The 22,007-nt window shown below is 44.8% G+C and carries 18 protein-coding genes; 11 read left to right on the top strand and 7 right to left on the bottom strand.

Features of this window, described 5'->3' with window-relative positions; all coding sequences use genetic code 11:
• Window positions 1–2 precede the first annotated feature (2 nt).
• The gene (gene ebgA, locus AC3CH3_RS12035) at window positions 3–3,119 is read right to left on the bottom strand and encodes a beta-galactosidase subunit alpha (protein WP_488537226.1); all 3,117 of its coding nucleotides are present in this window, start codon (window positions 3,117–3,119) and stop codon (window positions 3–5) included.
• A gap of 324 nt (window positions 3,120–3,443) precedes the next feature.
• A complete protein-coding gene (ebgR, locus tag AC3CH3_RS12030; RefSeq protein ID WP_488537225.1) occupies window positions 3,444–4,427 on the bottom strand; it encodes a transcriptional regulator EbgR in 984 nt (327 codons plus the stop codon).
• Between the two features lie 393 nt (window positions 4,428–4,820).
• Between ebgR and galE the strand changes: the two genes are divergently transcribed.
• From galE to galM, 4 genes are all read left to right on the top strand, one after another.
• Window positions 4,821–5,831: a UDP-glucose 4-epimerase GalE gene (gene galE, locus AC3CH3_RS12025; protein ID WP_123326368.1), complete on the top strand. Its 1,011-nt coding sequence runs from the start codon at window positions 4,821–4,823 to the stop codon at window positions 5,829–5,831.
• A 288-nt stretch (window positions 5,832–6,119) separates the two neighbouring features.
• Complete coding sequence (locus tag AC3CH3_RS12020; RefSeq protein ID WP_488537224.1) at window positions 6,120–7,175, top strand: UDP-glucose--hexose-1-phosphate uridylyltransferase; 1,056 nt, start codon at window positions 6,120–6,122, stop codon at window positions 7,173–7,175.
• Between the two features lie 295 nt (window positions 7,176–7,470).
• The gene (galK, locus tag AC3CH3_RS12015) at window positions 7,471–8,631 is read left to right on the top strand and encodes a galactokinase (protein ID WP_488537223.1); all 1,161 of its coding nucleotides are present in this window, start codon (window positions 7,471–7,473) and stop codon (window positions 8,629–8,631) included.
• A gap of 113 nt (window positions 8,632–8,744) precedes the next feature.
• The gene (gene galM / locus AC3CH3_RS12010; protein ID WP_488537222.1) at window positions 8,745–9,824 is read left to right on the top strand and encodes a galactose-1-epimerase; all 1,080 of its coding nucleotides are present in this window, start codon (window positions 8,745–8,747) and stop codon (window positions 9,822–9,824) included.
• Between the two features lie 219 nt (window positions 9,825–10,043).
• Here the strand turns inward: galM and AC3CH3_RS12005 are convergent, their stop codons facing one another.
• Window positions 10,044–11,042 carry a substrate-binding domain-containing protein gene (locus AC3CH3_RS12005; RefSeq protein WP_488537221.1) on the bottom strand — a complete coding sequence of 333 codons (999 nt, stop codon included), beginning with the start codon at window positions 11,040–11,042 and terminating at the stop codon, window positions 10,044–10,046.
• A gap of 197 nt (window positions 11,043–11,239) precedes the next feature.
• Between AC3CH3_RS12005 and AC3CH3_RS12000 the strand changes: the two genes are divergently transcribed.
• Window positions 11,240–11,572, top strand: coding sequence for a tRNA-binding protein (locus AC3CH3_RS12000; RefSeq protein ID WP_017060796.1), 333 nt, complete (start codon window positions 11,240–11,242; stop codon window positions 11,570–11,572).
• A gap of 46 nt (window positions 11,573–11,618) precedes the next feature.
• On the opposite strand, the gene AC3CH3_RS11995 is transcribed toward AC3CH3_RS12000, so the two are convergent.
• A complete protein-coding gene (locus AC3CH3_RS11995) occupies window positions 11,619–12,173 on the bottom strand; it encodes a gamma-glutamylcyclotransferase family protein (RefSeq protein ID WP_488537220.1) in 555 nt (184 codons plus the stop codon).
• 288 nt (window positions 12,174–12,461) lie between these two features.
• Between AC3CH3_RS11995 and AC3CH3_RS11990 the strand changes: the two genes are divergently transcribed.
• Entirely contained in the window at window positions 12,462–13,646 is a 1,185-nt protein-coding gene (locus AC3CH3_RS11990) for an NnrS family protein (protein WP_248402273.1), read from the top strand.
• 68 nt (window positions 13,647–13,714) lie between these two features.
• Here AC3CH3_RS11990 and AC3CH3_RS11985 read toward each other — a convergent pair whose 3' ends face one another.
• On the bottom strand, window positions 13,715–14,722 hold the full coding sequence (locus AC3CH3_RS11985) for an adenosine deaminase (protein WP_488537219.1): 1,008 nt from the start codon (window positions 14,720–14,722) through the stop codon (window positions 13,715–13,717).
• 354 nt (window positions 14,723–15,076) lie between these two features.
• Here AC3CH3_RS11985 and AC3CH3_RS11980 point away from each other — a divergent pair, with 354 nt between their 5' ends.
• On the top strand, window positions 15,077–15,394 hold the full coding sequence (locus AC3CH3_RS11980; RefSeq protein WP_017056240.1) for a DUF3622 domain-containing protein: 318 nt from the start codon (window positions 15,077–15,079) through the stop codon (window positions 15,392–15,394).
• Between the two features lie 202 nt (window positions 15,395–15,596).
• Here AC3CH3_RS11980 and AC3CH3_RS11975 read toward each other — a convergent pair whose 3' ends face one another.
• Window positions 15,597–16,643, bottom strand: a complete 1,047-nt coding sequence (locus AC3CH3_RS11975; RefSeq protein ID WP_017060792.1) for a succinylglutamate desuccinylase/aspartoacylase family protein — start codon at window positions 16,641–16,643, stop codon at window positions 15,597–15,599.
• A 271-nt stretch (window positions 16,644–16,914) separates the two neighbouring features.
• Here AC3CH3_RS11975 and AC3CH3_RS11970 point away from each other — a divergent pair, with 271 nt between their 5' ends.
• Window positions 16,915–17,454: a DUF3332 family protein gene (locus tag AC3CH3_RS11970; RefSeq protein WP_048664552.1), complete on the top strand. Its 540-nt coding sequence runs from the start codon at window positions 16,915–16,917 to the stop codon at window positions 17,452–17,454.
• A gap of 142 nt (window positions 17,455–17,596) precedes the next feature.
• On the opposite strand, the gene AC3CH3_RS11965 is transcribed toward AC3CH3_RS11970, so the two are convergent.
• Entirely contained in the window at window positions 17,597–19,069 is a 1,473-nt protein-coding gene (locus AC3CH3_RS11965) for an aminoacyl-histidine dipeptidase (RefSeq protein WP_488537218.1), read from the bottom strand.
• Between the two features lie 456 nt (window positions 19,070–19,525).
• On the opposite strand from AC3CH3_RS11965, the gene vcdP reads away from it, so the two are divergent.
• The 3 genes from vcdP to gpt all read left to right on the top strand — a co-directional run bounded on the left by vcdP (window position 19,526) and on the right by gpt (window position 21,972).
• Entirely contained in the window at window positions 19,526–19,612 is an 87-nt protein-coding gene (vcdP, locus tag AC3CH3_RS11960; protein ID WP_004734412.1) for a small protein VcdP, read from the top strand.
• A gap of 521 nt (window positions 19,613–20,133) precedes the next feature.
• Window positions 20,134–21,423, top strand: a complete 1,290-nt coding sequence (locus AC3CH3_RS11955; protein WP_017060789.1) for an NCS2 family permease — start codon at window positions 20,134–20,136, stop codon at window positions 21,421–21,423.
• A gap of 84 nt (window positions 21,424–21,507) precedes the next feature.
• Window positions 21,508–21,972: a xanthine phosphoribosyltransferase gene (gene gpt / locus AC3CH3_RS11950; RefSeq protein ID WP_009847475.1), complete on the top strand. Its 465-nt coding sequence runs from the start codon at window positions 21,508–21,510 to the stop codon at window positions 21,970–21,972.
• Window positions 21,973–22,007: the final 35 nt, after the last annotated feature.

Here is a 22,007-nt window from a genome sequence, read left to right as displayed (position 1 = left end):
GCTTATGCCTCGTTCTGTTGTGGTTGAGTTGTTGGCGTATTCGCCGTGAAGAACTCATCACCAAAGTTGTGATTGATTAGGTGTTGTGCGTCGCAATCGCCTGCTTGGAATGGAATCAGAGTTAAGCCGTAGCGGAACTCATCCATGTACACGCGGTAAGAATCCAATACTTCGCTGCCCCAAGAGTTTGAACCTAGGCCCATCACTTGGTGGTCTAGATTTAGGGTGATGTAACCGCTCTTCTCTAGTTCAATCGTATGCTGTGCTTGATGCAGGTTTTGGTTGGTGTAGAACCATGCGCTGAAGTTGATTTCTTGCTGTGGTTTCACCGCAATACCATTGCCAGCACGGCTTGAAAGCGCAGCCCAACGAACGTGTTGGCGGTTGCCGTTGTTTTGTGGGAACGGGTAGTTCTCGAACATGTCAGCCACGGTTGATTGGTAAACATCAATCATGTTGGCTTGCTTGCTGTCCTGGTAGTTCTCTTCAGGGCCGCGGCCGTAGTATTGAACTTGGTCGAAGTCGCCGTTGATACCCATATCGAAACCAATCACTGGAATCACGTGAGGGTAATCACCGTAACGCTCGCCGCTCAGTTCAACGTTTAGCTGACCTTCAGCACTGATCTGGTAGCGATATTCACAGCGCATGCCGAAATCGAATACCGGTGGAGCAATGATGCTGGTGGTCGTGATCTCTACCTTGCCGTTTACCTGTTCAACGTTCACGCATTCAAGGTCAATGCTACGGAAATGTTCCTGCATGATCTGCAGGTGTGCAGGTTCCCAGTAACCATCGTGCTCTTGCTTATGGTTATCGATCATTGGCTTGAAGAAGTTCAGCTTAGGCTCAGACTTAATCAGCTCCTCGCCATTCACTAACCATGACGTCAGCTTGCCGTTCACTTTTGAGAAATTCAGAGCAAAGTTGTGGCCTTTGATTAGGTAAGCTAAGCGAGACTCTTCAACATTCAGTGCCGTCGCATTGTTGTTAGTGAAGGCTTCAAGTTGTGCTGTGTTCTCTTTCACTTGGAACTGGTAAACCGCGATGTCGTGGTTCGCCTCGCTGTATGAAGTACGAGAATCTTTGCGCACCGTAAAGTTGACAAACACTTCGCGCTCATCAAGCTGTGGCAAGTTAAGCGTTAGTTCACGGCTAGAGTTCTCAGCCAGTTCTTCAACCTTGATGTGTTGTACGGCAATGGTTTCACCCTCAGCGCGGATTTCCGCAGTGATGGTGTAGTCATCGATATTTGAGAACCAAAGCTTGTTGTCTACTGTGAAGGTGCCCGTTTGTGCATCGAAATCGCGAAGCTTCACAGGGGCAATCACTTGCTTGTACTCTTTCAAGCCTGGGCCTGGCGTTTGATCCGGGTAGATCAAACCGTCCATGCAGAAGTTGTAGTTGTTCGGGTAGTCACCGTAGTCACCGCCGTATTTGTAGAACTCTGTGCCTGCTTCATCACGCGCTAGAATGCCGTGGTCACACCATTCCCAAACATAGTGACCTTGAATCGCATCGTGCTTGTAGAACACGTTTTGGTACTCGGTTAAACCGCCCGGGCCGTTACCCATCGCGTGTGCGTATTCACAGATGATGCGTGGCTTTTCGTGTGGGAATTCACCGAAGGCATTCATCAATTGAGCGCGTGAGTACATGGTTGAAATGATGTCGACCACTTCAGCGTCACGGTCTTCTTCGTAGTGAACCAGACGTGTGTCATCAATTGCTTTTGCTGCATCGTACATAGAACGGATGTTGCAGCCGTAACCAGACTCGTTACCCAGTGACCACATGATGATAGAAGGGTGGTTCTTTTGAGCGTGAATATGACGCTCGATACGCTCAACAAACACAGCTTCCCATGCTGCATCGTTAGTGATGCGGCTTAAGTCGCCAACGTTAGCAAAACCGTGTGTTTCAACATCGGTTTCGCCCATCACGAACAGACCGTAGATATCACACAGTTCGTAGAAACGTGGGTCGTTCGGGTAGTGCGCTGTACGTACTGAGTTGATGTTGTGTTGCTTCATCAACACTAAGTCTTTTTCTACGCGATCCATGCCAACAGCACGACCTTTTAGGTGGTCGTTGTCGTGGCGGTTCACACCATGCAGCATCACGTATTTGTTGTTGATGTAGAACAGACCATCACGAACTTTAATGTCACGGAAACCAACGCGTTGTGGGATTACTTCTAACACTTTTCCGTCAGCGTCTTTCAACGTCAGCAGCAGTTGGTAAAGGTACGGGTTTTCAGCATTCCATTGAACTGGGTTCACCACATCGATAGAGAATTGAGTATTCGCATTGCCATCGACATTTAAGTTATCTAGTGAGCCTTGCGAGATAACTTGGCTGCCATCAAGCAATGCGTACTCAAGGGTTGCGTTTGCCGCTGCTGCTAGGTTTTCTAGTTCCACTTTGCACGACAGGGTAGCGCTTTGGTAAGCGTCGTCAAAATCAGTGCGAACGGTAACATCTTGAATGTGCAGGTGTTCTTTACCGACAAGGTAAACGTCACGGAAGATACCGCCCGTCCACCACATGTCTTGGTCTTCAATGTAAGTGGAATCGGCCCACTGCATCACGCGGATAGACAGTAGGTTGTTGCCTGCTTTTACGTGGCTAGAGATATCGAATTCAGCCGTTAGGCGACTGCCTTTGCTGAAGCCAACATATTCGCCGTTTACGTAAACTTCGAAGTAAGTTTCAACGCCATCAAATTTGATGATGGTTTGTTTCTCGTCCCAGCTTTCGCCAAGGAAGAAAGAGCGTTGGTAAGCGCCTGTTGGGTTGTCTGATGGTACGAAAGGTACATCAATTGGGAATGGGAAACCTTCATCTGTGTATTGAAGATCGCCGTGGCCTTCCATTTGCCACATGTTTGGAACCGTGATGTTGCCCCAGTCGCTCATTTCCTGAGAATAAAACTCTTCAGGAACCAATAGCGGATTGGTGAAGTAGCTGAAATTCCATTGGCCACTCAATAGTTGGAAGTGGCTGCTCAGTTCACGCTGAAACGTTTTTGCATTTTTTTCTGATGCGTATGAGAAGAAGTATGCACGCGGTGCCATACGGTTCTCATGTAAGTTCAGGAAGTTTTCCCAGTTGTTCACGTTGCCTCTCTCTCGGTCTAAATGCAGTTGGCTGACCGACGTTCTTATGCGTAATTGGGTCGTAGTGAATACGAGTATTTTTGGACTGAGGTAATTATTAGTAAAAGTTTTACTAAATGAAATTGGTGAAAACGTTTTACTTTAACTTCATCACGTTTTTTATGGTCTTTTTACGGTGCTGTGTGATCCACTTAAAAGAATGCCATTGGCTGTTTTATACAGCAGGTTAAAGAGGGGGATATGTGTCGATTGGTGTATGTGATAGGCACAAAAAAGGCCACCTTCAACAAAGGCAGCCTTTATTTATCTACTTGATCTATTTAACTATTTTGTTGTATCACGCAGCTTAAGTTTGCTTGGTACATAGACGCGTAATGGGATAGTTCGGCCGTCGCGTACTTTCTCAATCAGCAGGTTAACGCCTTGAATTCCCATCAGTTCAGAGTGAATACGAACAGTTGATAAAGATGGGAAGGTAAATTTAGCTGTTGGGATGTCGTTTACACTGATCAGTGCAATATCTTCAGGAATGTTTAATCCGTGCTCATGAACTGCTCGTAAAACGCCAATTGCGATGGAATCTGACGCAATAAACAGGGCTTTAGGGTAGTCGCCCGTCGCGAGCATCTGTTTTGCAAGCTTGTAACCTGAAGAGCTAGAGAAGTCACCGCGGTAGATGTCTTGCTCACTGACAACGTTCTTGAGGCTGCCATATTCTGCGAAGGCCACTTCACGAATATCTGGGGTGTTGACGTCATCTTGGCCACCAATAAAGCCGATGCGCTCATAACCTTGGTTGATAAAGAAGTTGGTGATCTCTTTGCTGATCAAAGCCAGGTCGATATCGACAGAGTCATAAGGTTCTGAGTGATCGGTAAAATCGACATAACAAATATTATCGCTCAGTTTTTTAGCTTGCTCGATAACCTCTGGTGTCATTCGACCCACCAATAAAACACCTGTTATCGGCGCTGAGTTGATTTGTATTTTACTTTCATAACAGTTGGTTAGCTTGATTTCCATCTTTTCGCATTGGGTTTCAATCCCATGGCGAATCGATAGGTAGTAAGGGTCGTTAACCTCAGCTTCTTGCTTGTAGTTATACAGGGCTAGGAAGTGATGGTTTTGTTTTTTACTACTAACGGTTTTTCGTGAGCTGCTGGTTTTGTATTCCAACTTCTCTGCAATTTCAAAGATACGCCTTTTGGTCTCTTCCTTGACGCTTAATGTTGGATCTTCATTGAGAACCCTTGAAACTGTAGCCAATGAAACATGTGCTTCAGTCGCGATATCTTTTAACGTTGCCATACTCACTTCCTGTTATTGGAACATTGCGCTGCTTTGAAATTGGTATTTAGTAAAAAAGCAATGCACCTCTTTATTCTACAGACCTATTGTAATCAAACTGGAAGTCATTGCATTAACTTTTAGTAAAATAAATGCTCAACTCATCTGTGATGTCTCAAATCTGACTATCTATAATTATCTTATTAAAATTCAATGAATTAGAAGTTAACAGCTATACGTTATCTCTATGCCATGTTCAGTACCAATGATTAAAGTTAGTGTAAACGTTTACACTTCGTGGTTTTGATCACAGAATTATAGTCAAAATGGCTGCTACTATTTCTGGCATACGGTGCTACTGAGCTGAATGCCAGTTCGAGTTAGCCAACGAATGACGACAAAGAGAGGTTGATTGTGAAAGTACTGGTTACGGGCGGCATGGGTTACATCGGAAGTCATACATGCATTCAAATGATACAGGCAGGTATGGAGCCAATCATTGTTGATAACCTTTGCAACAGCAAAGAGCTAGTGCTGGAACGAATCGAATCGTTAACTGGTAAGCGACCAACGTTTTATCTTGGCGACATTCGTGACCAATCTTTTCTAGATAGTGTGTTTTTGGAAAACGATATCCAAGCGGTGATTCACTTTGCTGGCCTGAAAGCGGTAGGGGAGTCGGTGGCTAAGCCTTTGGAGTACTACGATAACAACGTCAATGGTTCACTAGTGTTAGCTCGATGCATGAAGAAAGCGGGTGTGAAAAGCATCGTATTTAGCTCTTCGGCTACTGTTTATGGTGATCCAGAAGTAGTGCCAATTACTGAAACTTCACCAACTGGCGCGACCACCAACCCTTATGGTCGCAGCAAGTATATGGTGGAAGAGTGCTTAAGCGATCTATTCAACGCGGAGAACGATTGGAGCGTGACTTTATTGCGTTACTTCAACCCAGTAGGCGCACATCCATCGGGCACCATGGGTGAAGATCCACAAGGTATCCCAAATAATTTAATGCCGTTTATTGCTCAAGTAGCTGTTGGTCGTCGTGAAAAACTGGCTGTTTTTGGAAACGATTACCCAACAGTCGATGGCACAGGCGTTCGTGACTACATTCACGTGATGGATTTAGCGGATGGCCACGTAGCTGCATTGAAAGTGGTTGGCGAGAAGGCTGGCCTACACATTTACAACCTAGGTACGGGCAAAGGCTCAAGTGTACTTGAGATGGTTGAAGCCTTCGCACAGGCATCGGGCAAACCGGTTCCTTATGAACTTTGCCCACGCCGCGCTGGTGACATTGCCGAATGTTGGGCAAGCACAGAAAAAGCTGAGCGCGAACTTGGCTGGAAGGCGACGCGTAGCGTGATGGAAATGACGGCGGATACGTGGAACTGGCAGTCGAATAATCCCAATGGTTACTAAGACACTTTTAGGTTATTGAGAAAAGAGAGATTCCAGATATCTCGTCCCTCGATTCTGGAATGACGAATGAGTTAAAGGTTATTGAGCGCTATAGGCTGTTAGCTGATGCACCGAACTATAGAGCTCTGGAAAAACGTCTAAAACATAGAAGTTTAGAGACTGAGTTTAAGCGATGAACTTAAACGTCATTCCCTACAGCGAGGAACGAGCGTATAGGGAATCTCCTTGTAGAAGAATTATTCGTCTTGGTGAATTGACCAAGACACAAAAATTAAGAGCAATGTAAGTATGTCAAAAGTTGAATTTAATCCAGTAGACCATCCGCACCGTCGTTATAACCCATTAACGGGTCAGTGGATCTTAGTATCACCGCACCGAGCAAAACGCCCTTGGAGTGGGCAAGACGAAAAACCATCGACAGCGCAGCTTTCTGCGTACGAGAAAGAGTGTTTCTTGTGCCCAACCAATACGCGTATTTCGGGCGACGAAAATCCAGATTACGACGGCACTTATGTATTTAGTAACGATTTCGCGGCGTTGATGCCTGACTCGCCTGACGCTCCAGAGTCTGACAATCCTCTATTTAAGACTCAAGGTGTTCGAGGGCTGAGCCGCGTTATCTGCTTCTCGCCAGACCACAGCAAAACACTGCCGGAACTACCGGTGAACAAAATTCGTGGTGTGATTGATACCTGGAATGAGCAGATAGAAGAGTTAGGTAAAGAGTACCTATGGGTTCAAGCATTTGAAAACAAGGGTGAGACCATGGGCTGCTCTCAGCCTCACCCACACGGCCAAATTTGGGCGAACAGTTTTTTACCAAACGAGATTGAACGTAAAGAAAAGCTTCTAAAAGAATATTTCGAGCAACAGGGCTCAAACCTATTAGTGGATTACGTTGAAGCTGAAATGAAAGACGGCTCTCGCACTGTGGTTGAAACGGAACATTGGATTGCCGTAGTGCCTTACTGGGCAGCGTGGCCATTCGAAACTATGTTGCTGCCAAAAACGCACATTCGCCGTATGAGTGAACTGACTGACGAGCAGCGTGATGACTTGGCACTGGCGATCAAAAAGTTGACGAGCCGTTACGACAACTTGTTCCAGTGTTCATTCCCTTACTCAATGGGTTGGCACTATGCGCCGTTCTTTGAAGAAGGTACCGACATCGACCATTGGCAACTGCACGCGCTTTTCTACCCGCCACTACTTCGCAGTGCATCAGTTCGTAAGTTCATGGTGGGCTACGAAATGCTGGCGGAATCGCAACGCGATTTGACCGCAGAACAAGCGGCGCAGCGTCTTCGTGATTTGAGTGATGTTCATTACAAAGAGCAGGAATAGCCTGTTTCGTTGATAGTAAAACTAATCGATAACTCGGTTACTAAATAAAAAAGCGAGATTCCTAATATCTCGTCCCTCGATTCTGAAATGACGGCAGGTGAAAGGCCTATAAGTTTGGAGCTTAAGAGCTTAAGTTTTTAGGAGCTTAAGGTTTTAGAAGCTTAGAAGCTTAGAAGCTGATGTTGTCATTCCCTACCGTGAGAGACGAACGAGATAGAGCATCTCAAAGAATTAAAGTGGTGCCGTAAAGGGGCCACTACCAATTGATTAAAGAGTTTAAGCAGAGAGTTTACTTATGTCTGATCTAATCCAAAACGTGAAAGCATCTTTTGAGCAAGTCCTTGGTTACCAAGCGACTCACATCGTTCAAGCACCAGGTCGTGTGAACCTGATTGGCGAGCACACTGACTACAATGACGGTTTTGTTCTACCGTGTGCCATTAACTACCAAACGGTAGTCGCAGCGGCTAAACGTGACGACAACATCGTACGTGTAGTATCAGTGGACTACGATAATGCGGTAGATGAATTCGATATCACGCAAGAGATTACCTTCCAACAAGACAAGATGTGGGCTAACTATATTCGTGGTGTGGTGAAGTGCTTAAAAGGTCGTGGCTTTCAATTTACAGGTGCAGATATCTCTGTAACGGGTAACGTTCCTCAAGGCGCGGGTTTAAGTTCTTCTGCGGCACTGGAAGTAGTCATTGGTCAAACGTTTAAGGTGCTTTATAACCTAGAGATCACGCAAGCAGAAGTGGCGCTGAACGGTCAGCAAGCAGAAAACGAATTTGTGGGTTGTAATTGCGGCATCATGGACCAAATGATCTCGGCGGAAGGCCAAGCAAACCATGCCATGCTTTTGGACTGTCGTAGCCTTGAAACTCAAGCGGTTTCAATGCCTGAAGATATGGCTGTAGTTATCATCAACTCGAACAAGAAACGCGGCTTAGTCGACAGCGAATACAATACACGTCGTGAACAGTGTGAAGAAGCGGCTCGTATCTTTGGTGTTCCAGCACTTCGTGATGTGACTATTGAACAGTTCAAAGCGAAAGAGTCTGAGTTAGATGAGATGGTTGCGAAACGTGCGCGTCACGTGATAACCGAAAATGACCGTACCGTTGAAGCGGCTCAAGCTCTGCGCACTCATGATATGAAACGTATGGGTGAGTTGATGGCAGAATCGCATGCATCAATGCGTGATGACTTTGAAATCACGGTTAAAGAGATTGATACGCTGGTGGATATGGTTAAAGAAGTGATCGGAGAGCAAGGCGGTGTGCGTATGACGGGCGGTGGTTTCGGTGGTTGTATTGTGGCTTTGGTTCCACCTGCATTGGTTGATGAAATTAAAACAACTGTGGAGCAGAAATATCAAGCGGCGACGGGTCTAAAAGAATCTATTTATGTGTGCCAAGCGAAAGACGGCGCCGGCTTAATTGAAGTAATCTAACAGCTTCGAGACTTAATATAGAGCTTACCAACTAAAAAGATCATGGTAGGCCAAATACTAAAGCCTTTACCTCAAACGTAGAGGCTTTTTACTGGCAGTAGAAGGAATTTAGAATGACACAAGCGCAGAACCTGCATCAATCCATGACAGAAACTGCAGCCTATGATGGCCAACCTGCTCAGCTTGTCACGCTGTCGAATGTACACGGCATGGAAGTGACATTCATGGATATTGGCGCAACGTGGTTGAGCTGTATCTTGCCAGTAAAAGGAAATAGAAGAGAAGTGCTATTGGGTGTTAACTCAATGGATAATTTCGAGAAGCAAGCCAGCTATATGGGCACAACCGTTGGCCGTTATGCTAACCGCATTGCCAATGGTCGCTTTAAAATTGATGGTCAGAACTACAAGCTGGAAACCAACCAAGCGGGCAATACCTTGCATGGTGGTCCGAACGGTTTTGATAAACGTCGTTGGAATATTACCGAGAAAACTGAAACGTCAGTGGTGTTTACTCTTGAGTCTGCTGATGGCGACCAAGGATTTCCGGGGAATTTGAATGTGTCGGTGCGTTATGACATCACCGAAGACAATCGAGTTTCCATTAATTACTCTGCAACCACCGATAAGCCAACCGTGGTTAATCTAACGAATCATGCTTACTTTAATCTACTTGGCGCAGAAGCCGGACACGATTGCTTGTCACACATTGTCAGCATCAACGCCAATCAATTCTTACCGACCAATTCGGTAGGTATCCCGTTAGGCAACCTTAAATCGGTGAAATCGACCAGCTTCGACTTCAATCAGCCTATGATGATCTCAGAGCGTTTGTTGGGTGATGAACAGCAGAAAGCAGCAAAGGGTTACGATCACTCTTTTTTATTGGCTGACGGCTGCAAGCGCACTCAATGTGCCGCTACCGTAACCTCACCAGATGCGCTCGTCACACTAAAAGTATTTTCAACCAAACCTGCGATGCAGCTATACACCGGAAACTGGCTTGGTGGCACACCAAACCGAAGTGGTGGCAGCTATCAAGACTACGCTGGTTTGGCGCTAGAAACCCAGTTCTTACCTGACTCTCCTAACCACCCAGAGTGGAAGCAGGACAGTTGTATTCTCAAGCCTGAACAAGAATATAACTACAGTACCTGTTACCAGTTTGAATTTTCGGGGGATTCTTCAAACTAGTACGCTCTAGCTCAAAACGGTTACGCCAATGTCTTTTGCTTGTGAATAGGACGATGTGAATTATCGCGTTGTTCTTGGGGGATGAGCAAAAGTGGCGCTCAACAAGAGTGCGGTTTATTAAGCGCGATTGTTGAGTATCCGAGTAAGGTAGGAAAGCCCTAACAGAAGCGATTCTGTTAGGGCTTTTTTTTGTTTATTGCTTGGTGAGTAGACTAGAGCTTAGACTTTCTCTACCGAATTACGGCGTACCAAAGTCGGAGAGAACATCATTGGCTCAGTTGAGGTGTTTTCACCTTTGGCTAGGTGCAACGCGAGTCGTGTCGCTTTCTCTGCCATCATCTGAATTGGGTAGCGAATGGTGGTTAGCTTTGGATGAACATAGCGGGCAATCAAGCCATCATCGAAGCCGATGATCGACATTTCGTCCGGCGCTTGAATACCGTTTTCATCAAGGACAGATAAAGCACCTGCTGCCATGTAATCGTTGTATGCCACAATACCGGTGATTGGCAGTGATTTAGTCAAAAGGTTAGTCATGGCGTATTCGCCACCGTCACTGGTGGGTGCTGAGTATTCAATATAGCTGTCAGAGAGCGCAATTTTGTAATCTGAGAGTGCCGCTAAGTAACCTTGGATACGTTCATCGGCATCTTCAATGCTATGCGATGAGGCGATACAGGCAATATTCTGATGACCATGGCGGATCAGATATTCAGTCGCAAGATACGCGCCTTTTTTGTTGTCCAAGAAAATACAACGGTTGGCAATCTCTGCAATATAACGGTTGATCAGCACTAAGCCTTTGACTTCTTTTGCATAGGCAATCAGTTCTTCGTCTGTCAGGCCTTTTGAGTGGATCACCAAAGCATCGCAACGGCTGTTAATCAGTAACTCAATCGCTTGTCTCTCTTCTTCACGATCGTGTGAGCCATTACCTACAAGGATATGTTTTCCGTTCTCACGAGCGACATTATCGACAGCCTTAACTAGCGTGCCAAAAAAGGGATCGGAGATGTCACCGACCAATACACCAACAGTGTTTGTGCTTTGGCTTACCAGAGCGCGAGCATTGGCATTCGGGCGATAGCCGAGTTTAACCATCGCTTTAGTTACAGACTCTACCGAGCTTGCACTCGCCTTGGGAGACTTGTTGATCACTCGAGATACGGTTGCAACAGAAACACCAGCTTCCTTTGCTACATCTTTAATTGTTGCCATTTTTAACCTCTATACATTGCTGCATCTATTTAACACCGACAATGATAGTAAGGCAACGAAACTCTCATTTTACTTCCAGTAATGAGATCTTTACCGCTTGTAATTATTAGGCTTAATGCTAGTGTAAACATTTACATTTTACTTAATTTTAGTAAATGATTTAATGAGTAAAAACAAACCAATATAGGAAGTGAGAAATGGATACTGTCTCTTATGGTGACTTTGCTAAGTTAGAAATGCGTGTGGGTAAGATCATTGAGGTTGTGCGTCATGAAAACGCCGACAAGCTCTACATCGTGCAAGTGGATGTTGGTGATAAGACGCTGCAAACGGTGACCAGCCTAGTCCCTTATTACACAGAAGAAGAGTTGATGGGTAAGCAGGTTGTTGTTTTGTGCAATCTAGCGAAGGCGAAGATGAGAGGCCACACTTCTGAGTGCATGTTGCTATGTGCAGAAACGGAAGATGAATCTGAAAGTGTATTGCTAACACCTGAACGTGCGATGCCAGCAGGTATTCGTGTCGTTTAAGCTCATTTTAGGTTGGTGAGTCAATGTGTTCACCAACCTAAATCAACTAGCTGCGCACGGTCAGTATCAAGCCATCAATCACACTGTGGTGGTGATCGGAAACCCCAGCAAGGTTGCCGTATTTAGGCTGGTGGCGATCATTTTCTAATGGGTGATGCCAACCTTGTGTGTGTTGAACAAAGTGCGCTGCAAAGCTTTCAGACACCTCTAAACATCCTGCTAATACCGTATCGACGTAGGTTTGAACGATAGGGCTGTTTTCGCAAGGTGCTTCAATCTCGTCTTTGATGTAAACCCAGATCGGTTGATCCTGTTTGAATTCATCTTGGCTTTCTATCTGAGAGGCCTTTAATTCGATACGGTGATAACCACGCTCACGGCGATCAAACTCAGCCAGTGCAATATCATCCACCTCAAGCAACACACCATTCACTTGTCCCTCGCCGAGATTGACGATCAAAGGTGATAACACATAGCTGTCATCGATCTTGCTCCAATGGCGAATTAAGCCATGAACAATCGCAGGGATCGCTTGCCCTGTCTGACCGGTAAGCTGGCGTGAAGATGAGTTGATTAAACTGCCATAACCAAAAATATACATCGCATTCCTTGTCTGAGTTGTTCCATTTAAGTCTAGTCTTACTATATGTGGCGAGATACCAAAAGTCAGTAAGTTTCTATTTATACACCTATATGTCTTTATGACTCTTTTGGTTGTGTTTTTTTGACTTGTTTATTGGCTATTGAATCTCGTGAGTCGCTGTTTTTACTGGTTTTATCTAATTGGCGCGTTTCATGCAATGTGATCTGCATATTGCATCGATTCCGATGCACACCAAATTTGGTTTAGGTAATACCTTGGCTGCTTATCTGAGAATTAGGAGCGAGTTTGTTAAATATCACAGATAAAAGTGTAGAAGACGCGATTCCAGCCTACCTGCGTTTAGGCTTTCGACCTTTCTTCTTTTTAGGCAGTCTCTATGCCGTGATCGCGATTGTCGCTTGGGTCATCATGTTCCAAAACGGTCAGCCAGAAATGCTAAAAGTACCGGCGCTTTGGTGGCACGTGCATGAGATGCTGTTTGGTTTCTCAATGGCGATAGTAGTTGGTTTTGTGTTAACGGCGGTACAAACGTGGACGGGTGTCAACGGCACCAAGCACTATCGATTAGCAGCCTTGGTTGGCTTATGGCTTGCACCTCGTATTCTGTTTTGGACACCCGCTCCGTTATGGCTGATCTCGTCGGTTGAGGCGCTGTTCTTAATCTTCGCCGCCTACGAAATTGGTTTCCGAGTCGTGAAGTCGAAAGGCTGGAAGAATCTGTTTTTTGTGCCGCTGTTTATATTGGCTATCGTGGCGAACTTTGCTAGTTACGCGACCATAAAGGGCATGCCTCCATTCCCATCATCTGCAGTTTGGCAGGCTATGTTGTGGTGGTTTACCTTGCTGTTATCAGTGATGGGTGGGCGAGTGATCCCATTCTTCACAGCACGTCGTTTTGATTTTGAAAAAGCTCAGCCCTTGGTTTGGTTGGAATGGCTAGCGAACCTACCTTTGGTTGGTTTATTTGTGTTGAGCTTCTTCCCATTGACCTTTGCTCAAGTCGGCAATGAGTTGATGGTATTTGCAGGTGTGACTCAGTTGGTGCGCTTTATCCGCTGGAAACCTTGGACAACGCTATCAGAACCTTTGGTGTGGTCGCTGCATGCGGCTTACCTATGCATCCCTCTCAGCTTGCTGTTACGCGGTTTATTAGACAACCCGTTCGCGAGCCACAACATGCTGCACTTGTTTGCGATTGGCGGTTTGAGTGGATTAATTCTGGCGATGATTACGCGCGTGACGATGGGGCACACGGGTCGTGCCATCTATAAAGGGCCAAGTATGGCTTTGGCGTTCTCGGCTATTTTTATCGCGGCACTCGTTCGTAGTTTAGGTGTGACATTCTTCCCAGCGTATTTATTTGAGATGGTTAACATCAGCGCCGGTTTATGGACGTTAGCGTTCGGGCTGTTTATCTGGAAATTTGGGATGATGCTGTTAACGCCAAGGGTGGATGGTCACCCGGGCTAAGCCAATTAATTATCGATTGATACAGAAAGGGAAGCTCAGAGCTTCCCTTTTTTAATCTTGATAACTCATTAAGTAGTCGCAGCAAGGTATTGGCGTACCTGTGTGATGAGATCTTCTTTGGCGTGAGGTGAGATAAAACTGGCTTCGATGGCATTAATACTAAACTGCGCTAATTCGTTTTTCGTCAGTTGATGAGCATTGGCGACCGCGAGGAAGTTATCATTCATATAGCCGCCGAAGTAAGCCGGATCATCGGAATTGATGGTGACGCACAGCCCTTTTCTCAGCAATTCGACGATGTTGTGCTCTTGCATGCTCTCAAACACCTTGAGTTTGGTATTCGATAGCGGGCAGACGGTCAGTGGTGTACGTTTTGCTATTAGCTGTTCCATCAAATCTTCATCTTCTACACAGCGAACGCCATGATCAATTCGGGTAATGCCTAACAAGCTCACTGCGTCGATAATATTTTGTGCTGGGCCTTCTTCTCCGGCGTGCGCGACAGTCAGAAAGCCTTGGTTGATCGCTTCTTGGAATACATGTTTAAACTTCTCTGGCGGATTGCCCTGTTCTGATGAATCTAACCCAACGGCAATGATCTTATCTTTATAAGGAAGGGCTTGTTTGAGTGTTTCAAAAGCGCTGTCTTTATCAAGGTGACGCAGAAAGCACATGATCAGTTGGCTGCTGATGCCAAGCTCTTGCTCCGCTTGATTCAAAGCTCGAGTGATCCCGCTTACGATGACTTCAAAGGCAATGCCGCGTTCAGTGTGAGTTTGAGGGTCAAAAAAGATCTCAGTATGCACCACATTATCTTGCTGGCACTGGAGTAGATAAGCCCACGTCAGGTCGTAGAAATCTTGCTCATGAATCAGTACGTTTGCACCTTGGTAATAGATGTCGAGAAAAGACTGAAGATTGTGGAACTGGTACGCGTCTCGAACTTGATCTGGGGTCTCAAAAGGAATCGACACGGCATTACGCTTGGCGAGTTGGAACATCAGCTCTGGCTCTAGTGTGCCTTCTATATGTAAGTGCAGCTCAACTTTGGGTAAATTTTTGATGAAGCTATCCATAGCAACTCCTTAGCTATTTTAATTATGAGCGGAGTAGGTGAGACAGTAGAGTCTATAAACCTGAGCAAGCAGGTATCTCTTTCATTTATCTCTGTTTGAGCATAGTTCATTTCATTGTTGTCGATAAAATAGGACAGAAGTTGATGGTGAACCGAGAGTTATGAACCGATTGAAATCAGGCGCAAACGATTTGCAGCATTGGAGTGTGATCCGCTGCAAATATTTGCAGCAATATTCATTGATTTGTGCTCTAATACCGCGCTTACCAAGGGATGGTGTTAAAAGATGCTCACTTAGATGGAGTTATCAAAGTTGACCGATCCCTTAATGATCTCCCTTAGGAAAAAATAGAACATGTCTAAGAACAAAAAATTTGATATCCGCCTTACAGAAAAACGCAACGGTTGGTGTGCAGAGATTACTCGTCAAGTAACGTCTCGCAGCACTACAGTATCTAAGCGTGAGTCTGGTTTCGAAACTGAAGCTCTAGCACAAGAGTGGGCAGAGAAAGAGCTAGCATCTTTCATCGCTAACCAAGCTGAACGTAACGAGCGTAAATCAGAGCAGCGTAAAGAGCGTGATGAATTACGTCACACTAAAGAGCTTAAAGCTGAGCAAGCACGTGAAGCGCGCGCTAAAGCTCGTGCAGAAGAGCAAGAAGACGCTGAGTAATTCAGTGCATGACTAATTTATAGATCCCTTAATTTTAAGATAAGGGATTTGTGAAAAAAAAGCCCCGATACAACTTTTTTCTTTACAGTTAAAAGTGTATTGGGGCTTTTTAGTTTGTGGAGTTCTGTTTTATTGTGTTTAAGAGCTCGGTTTGGCTTCTCGCTTTTAACGTCGAGCTCATAAACTGTTAAGCATTGTCCGATCAGTTATTCAGCGCAGTTAGCCAATCATCTTCTGCCACTTCTTCAATGTAGCTTTCTACTGATTGTCCGACTTCTTCATCGTCTTGCTTGAAGTAAGCGATGTGGAACACAGCATCACCTTCGTTGACCAAAGGCAGAGTTTGCTGACCAATCACGATACCGCCTTTGGTTGTGATCACTTGGCCTTCTTGATGACCCAATGGAGAGCTGATGTAAGCAAGGGTTTGTCCTGCTTCAACCTGTTCGCCAAGTCTTACCATGTTACGCAAAATACCGTCTGATTCAGCGCGGATCCAGCTGGTGGATTTACTCAATACTGGCTCTGGTAACTTCTTACGGTTAGGGCGCAGCATGCCGATTTCTTTCATCACTTGATGCACGCCAAGGTAACCCGCACGAATCGCTAGGTGATCAAAACGCAGCGCTTCACCACCTTCGTAAGTTAATACAGGAATCCCCAGCTTTTCCGCTTCGCTACGCAGTGAACCGTCACGCAGTGGAGAATCAATGATCACGGGTGTTGCGAATGCTTTTGCGATACGCAGTGTTTCAGGGTTCGATAGGTTTGCACGAATCTGTGGCAGGTTGGTACGGTGAATCGCGCCCGTGTGCAGATCCAGAATGTAATCACAGTGCTTTGCCACGTTCTCGAAGAAAGTGTAAGCGATACGTGATGTTAGCGATCCTTTCTCACTACCTGGGAAGCAACGGTTTAGGTCGCGACGGTCTGGTAGGTAACGAGATTTATGGATAAAGCCAAACACGTTAACGATAGGCACAACAATTAATGTCCCTTTCAGTTTCTTTGGATCAATCGCATTGGTCAGTTGTCGTGCAATTTCAACACCGTTTAGCTCATCGCCGTGGATAGCCGCATTTACCATCAGTGTTGGGCCTGCTTGGCGACCGTGAATAATTTCAATCGGGATCGAAAGTGGAGAGTGCGTGTAAAGCTGAGCAGCTTGCAGTTCAATCTCCATTCGTTGTCCTGGCTGAACAGTATAACCAAGTAATTCGAATGGTTGATTAGGTTTTAGTCTTGCCATTTAGGTTGTTCTCAACATGGTGATAATTCGTTAACACGGAATGTATCAATCGTTGATTTTTAGTACGAATCAATCGCTTTACGGTGACGACAAAAGTTTTTTATGAAGGGGCTTATGAATTGGTTTCAGTTTTTTATTTGGTTAATTGAAGGGTGTTTCAAATTGTGAATTTTCTGACAATACATTGATTTAGCGCTGATATTTGTCATTTGGTTCGTTGGTATTATCCACCGCCATTTTTTGGCGGCCAAATTCAAATATCGAGATCAAAATGAAAAAAACAATTTCAAAAGTTGTAGCACTAGCAGTGGTATCTGTTGCTTTGTCTGGCTGTGTTGGTAGCAACGCAGTAACGGGTTACCTAATGAAGTTCAACCTTAAAGCGGTTGATAACCGTTACGCACGTGGCGGTTTGAACTTACTGTTGGCACCTGCGTACGGTCTAACGGTTGCAGCGGATTACCTAGTATTCAACTCACTAGAGTTCTGGACAGGTAGCAACCCACTAACGGGTGCTCCGCACATCTTTGATACTAAGGTTGATACTTACCTTGATATTAACCATCAGCTAGATCCGTCTCTAACAGAAGCACCGGTAGGCCCAATCACTAATGTAAATATGATCGAAAAAGGTCAGATGCAGCAGATTGATGAAAATACAATCCAAATGGATATCACTTACCAATCTGGTGAGCGAGCGACACTAATCGGTGTTCGTGATGGTGAGATGGTAACGTACTTCATCGATGGCGAAGTGGTTGCACAAACTTCAATTGATGAGCTAGAGAACTACGCAGCTTCACGCGCTTAATTTTTTTGCTTATTACAAAAATTAGATACAAAAACAGGTACTCAATGAGTACCTGTTTTATTTTGTCTCGAATAAACGGCATTTACTGAAAAGTACTATTTATTGAAAAGCACGGTTCATTGAACAAACATAGCTTATCGAATTATGCTTTTTCTGGGATGGCTTCAAGCAGTGCAACCATTTGGTTCCAGAATAGCTCAACGGTGTCGATCTTCACTTTCTCATCAGGAGAGTGCGGGAACTTGATCGTTGGGCCGAAAGAAACCATATCCATATTCGGGTAAGGTTCTTTGAATAGACCACACTCAAGACCAGCATGGATAACCATGATGTTTGGCTTGTGCCCGTAGATACCTTCGTACATGTCGCGGAAGATGTGCATGATTTCTGAATCTGCGTCTGGCTTCCAACCTGGGTAAGCGCCAGAAAACTCGATGCTCGCGCCTGCTAGTTCAGCAACAGAATTCAGCATGCTTTCAACTTGGCTACGGCCAGAATCGATCAAAGAGCGAATCAGGCAAAGTACAGTGATTGAGTTTTCTTCTGTTGTGATAACACCAACGTTTAGAGATGTTTCAACAACACCTTCAATCTCGTCGCTCATACGAATCACGCCGTTTGGCGCAGCGTTTAGTGCAGCGATAAAGCGAGCTTGGTCAGCTGCTGCAAGAGCGCCCATTTCAACCGAAGCTTCTTCGTTGAAAGTAACAATGCTGTCTTCTACTTTACCTAGCTCAGTTGAAAGAAGCTCTGTGTAGTCGTTGTATAGAGAAGCCAGTTTCTCTTGGTTTGCAGCAGGTACTGCAACCGTTACGAAACCTTCACGAGGGATCGCATTACGTAGGCTCCCGCCTTTGAATTCGACGATGCGTAGGTCTAGCTCTTTCGCGTGACCCGCTAGGAAGCGAGCAAGCAGTTTGTTTGCGTTTGCACGGCCTGTGTGGATATCACAACCAGAGTGACCGCCTTTTAGGCCTTTTAGCGTTAGCTTACGTGTTACGAAGTCAGCTGGAATCGCGTTACGAGCAATTTCAAATGTCATTGCGCCGTCGATACCGCCAGCACAACCCATGTACACTTCGCCTTCTTGCTCTGAATCGGTGTTAAGAAGGATATCGCCTTCTAACCAACCCGCTTCAAGACCGAAAGCACCAGTCATGCCTGCTTCTTCATCTACTGTTAGTAGAACTTCGATAGGACCGTGCTGGATTTCGTTTGAAGCAAGAACCGCTAGGCAAGAAGCCATGCCCATGCCGTTATCAGCGCCAAGCGTTGTGCCTTTAGCTGTAACCCACTCACCATCAATGTATGGTTGAATTGGATCTTTAGCAAAGTCATGAACTGTGTCTTCGTTCTTTTGTGGAACCATATCGATGTGAGCTTGTAGCACTACACCTTTTTTGTTTTCCATACCCGCCGTTGCTGGCTTTTTGATGAATACGTTACCCGTTGGGTCACGACGTACATCTAGGCCTTGCTCTGTTGCCCAAGCAATAATGTATTGAGCAAGCTCTTCTTCATGCTTAGAAGGGTGTGGGATTGAGCAAATCTTATCGAAGAACTGCCAGATAGGGGCAGGGGATAATTTACTGATCTCAGAATGGAATTCAGACACGGATGACTCCTTTTTTATTTAATAACCATATATTTAGGTTTTGTATGGGTAAAAACCTAGAACAAAAATCTAAAATATGGGTCTGTTTTGATGGCAACAGCATACCACTTGAGCGTTTTGACGAGTAGCGGTTCTAAACCTCAAATAGCTCAAATTTTGAATGCGATCTTGTCCATCTGATCATGATTAAGCACCTTGATGCTTATAAATGGCGCAAGCAAACGTTTGTTTAATCCTGTTCTGTAATTTTATTACAAAAATAAGTTTGCAAAATGACCGTAAATAGCCAAAAGTGTGACGTATAGCAAAAAATACTTGTAATCTTTTTTCTTTAGGGTATATTAATAACCAACTTCTGAGATGAAGAGTAAATGCTCAAAGGATGAGTCCGTTTTATCGCCTCCAAGGAACCGAGAAATCAAATTCGTTTTTTATTGATTTATTAAGGTGATAGTTATGAAAGGTTTACCATCTGCAATGTTCTGGATTAACAGCTCTGTTTACACTAGCAACTTTGCATACCCTACAAGCTTTGGTTACTAATACCGTAAGCATGTGACTCGAACAGTTTTGTTCACCCCTATATATTGGAATTCTTTTACAGCCCTTTTGGTTGACAGATTCTACCGCCACTCAGTTTTGAGTGGCGTTTTTTTTGCCTGCTACTTTTCCAAACCGCTTTATCTCGTCTCTTTTCCTGCTGCTCTGCGTGGTTGTTTTTTAAGCGCCAAAATATCAATTTGCGCCTTATTACTGATCCTGTTGAAAAATACACAACTCTTGTGGGTTTGAATTCAGAATTTAATGGCTAGATTCTCTATCAAAATAACCGATGGTCGAAAAAGTAACCAAGATTTTTCATTGTGCTTAATGGGCTTAATTAACTGTTTATTATGATTATTCCTTGGTAATTACTGCGTTTTTAATCGCTTTGTTTCATACGGCATTCTGATAAATATCGATTAGAGCCTTAATTCTATCTGGAATTTGTTATTTGATAACTTTATAATCCACAGCCAATCGATTACGCAACCGTTTACTTTTTACCCTTATAGGATTCGATAATGTTCGAAAAGCTATTCAAACTCAGTGAAAATGGCACCAATGTGCGCACTGAAATCATCGCAGGTCTAACAACCTTCCTAACAATGGCTTACATCATTTTTGTAAACCCAATGATTCTAGCTGATGCTGGTATGGACCATGGCGCTGTATTTGTAGCAACCTGTTTAGCGGCTGCTATTGGCTGTTTCATCATGGGCTTTGTTGCTAACTACCCAATTGCTCAAGCTCCAGGCATGGGTTTGAACGCATTCTTTACCTACGCTGTTGTAATGGGTATGGGTTATACGTGGCAAGTTGCTCTGGCAGCGGTTTTCGTATCAGGCGTAATCTTCATCTTCTTAAGCATCTTTAAGATCCGTGAATGGATTATCAACTCGATCCCTATGTCTCTGCGTGTTGGTATCTCTGCAGGTATCGGTCTTTTCCTAGCGTTTATTGCGCTTAGCAATGCAGGCATCGTTGTTTCTAACCCAGCAACTAAAGTTTCACTGGGCGACATTACCGCGATTGCTCCTATCCTAGGCTCACTTGGTTTCTTCCTAACGATTGCTCTTGTTCACCGTGGCGTGAAAGGGGCAGTAATGATTGCGATTCTAGCTATCACAGCTCTTGGCATTGTTATTGGTGACGTTCAATACGGCGGCATCATGTCGACACCACCAAGCCTTGCTCCGACATTCATGCAGCTTGATTTCTCTGCTGTATTTGAAATCGGTATGATTTCAGTGGTATTCGCATTCTTGTTCGTCGATTTGTTCGATACAGCGGGTACTCTGGTTGGTGTTGCAACGAAAGCAAACCTAATCAAAGAAGACGGCAAACTACCTCGCTTGAACAAAGCACTGCTTGCTGACTCTACAGCAACATCTATTGGTGCACTGCTAGGTACATCAAATACTACTTCTTATGTTGAGAGTGTTGCGGGTGTTGCTGAAGGCGGCCGTACCGGTCTAACGGCTGTTGTTGTTGGTATCTTATTCCTACTGGCTCTTTTCTTCTCGCCACTTGCAGGTATGATTCCGGCTTACGCAACATCAGGTGCACTTTTCTATGTAGCAATTCTGATGATGTCTGGCCTAGTTGGCATTGATTGGCGTGATCTTACGGAAGCAGCACCAGTCGTGGTAACATGTTTGCTTATGCCGCTGACGTACTCTATCGCTGAGGGTATCTCACTAGGTTTCATCGCTTACGCTGCAATTAAGCTGCTAAGTGGTAAAGGTCGCGACGTTTCACCTGCTGTGTGGGTAATGTCGGCTATCTTTATTCTTAAATACATTTTCGCTTAATCGTCTAGATTTCTGCTTAATCGCTGAAGAGGCTATGTTTGAGATAGCCTCTAATAACATGACAAAATTATTAGGTTTTATACTATGAGCAACAAATTCGTTATCACTTGGGACAACATGCAGACTTACTGCCGTCAACTTGCTGAAAAGCAAATGCCAGCAGAGCAGTGGAAAGGCATCTGGGCTGTAAGCCGTGGTGGTTTGGTTCCTGGTGCAATCTTGGCTCGTGAGCTAGGTATTCGTCACGTAGATACGATTTGTATTTCTAGCTACGACCACGATCACCAACGTGATATGACAGTAGTTAAAGCACCTGAAGGTGATGGCGAAGGCTTCCTAATCGTTGAAGACTTGGTTGATAGTGGTGACACTGCACGTAAGCTTCGCGAAATGTACCCTAAAGCGAAACTGATCGCTGTATGTGCAAAGCCATCTGGCGCTGATTTGCTAGACGAGTACATTGTTGATATCGCTCAAGACACATGGATTGAGCAACCTTGGGATACTAGCCTAAGCTACGTTGAGCCAGTAAATCGCAAGTCAAAATAAGCGTAAACTTAGTTTTTTGAGAAATGACCCTTTAT

The organism is Vibrio sp. QJM3NY_35 (genome assembly GCF_057785915.1).
The sequence above is the reverse complement of the archived record's forward strand: the minus strand, read 5'-3'. Positions and strand labels throughout refer to the sequence as shown.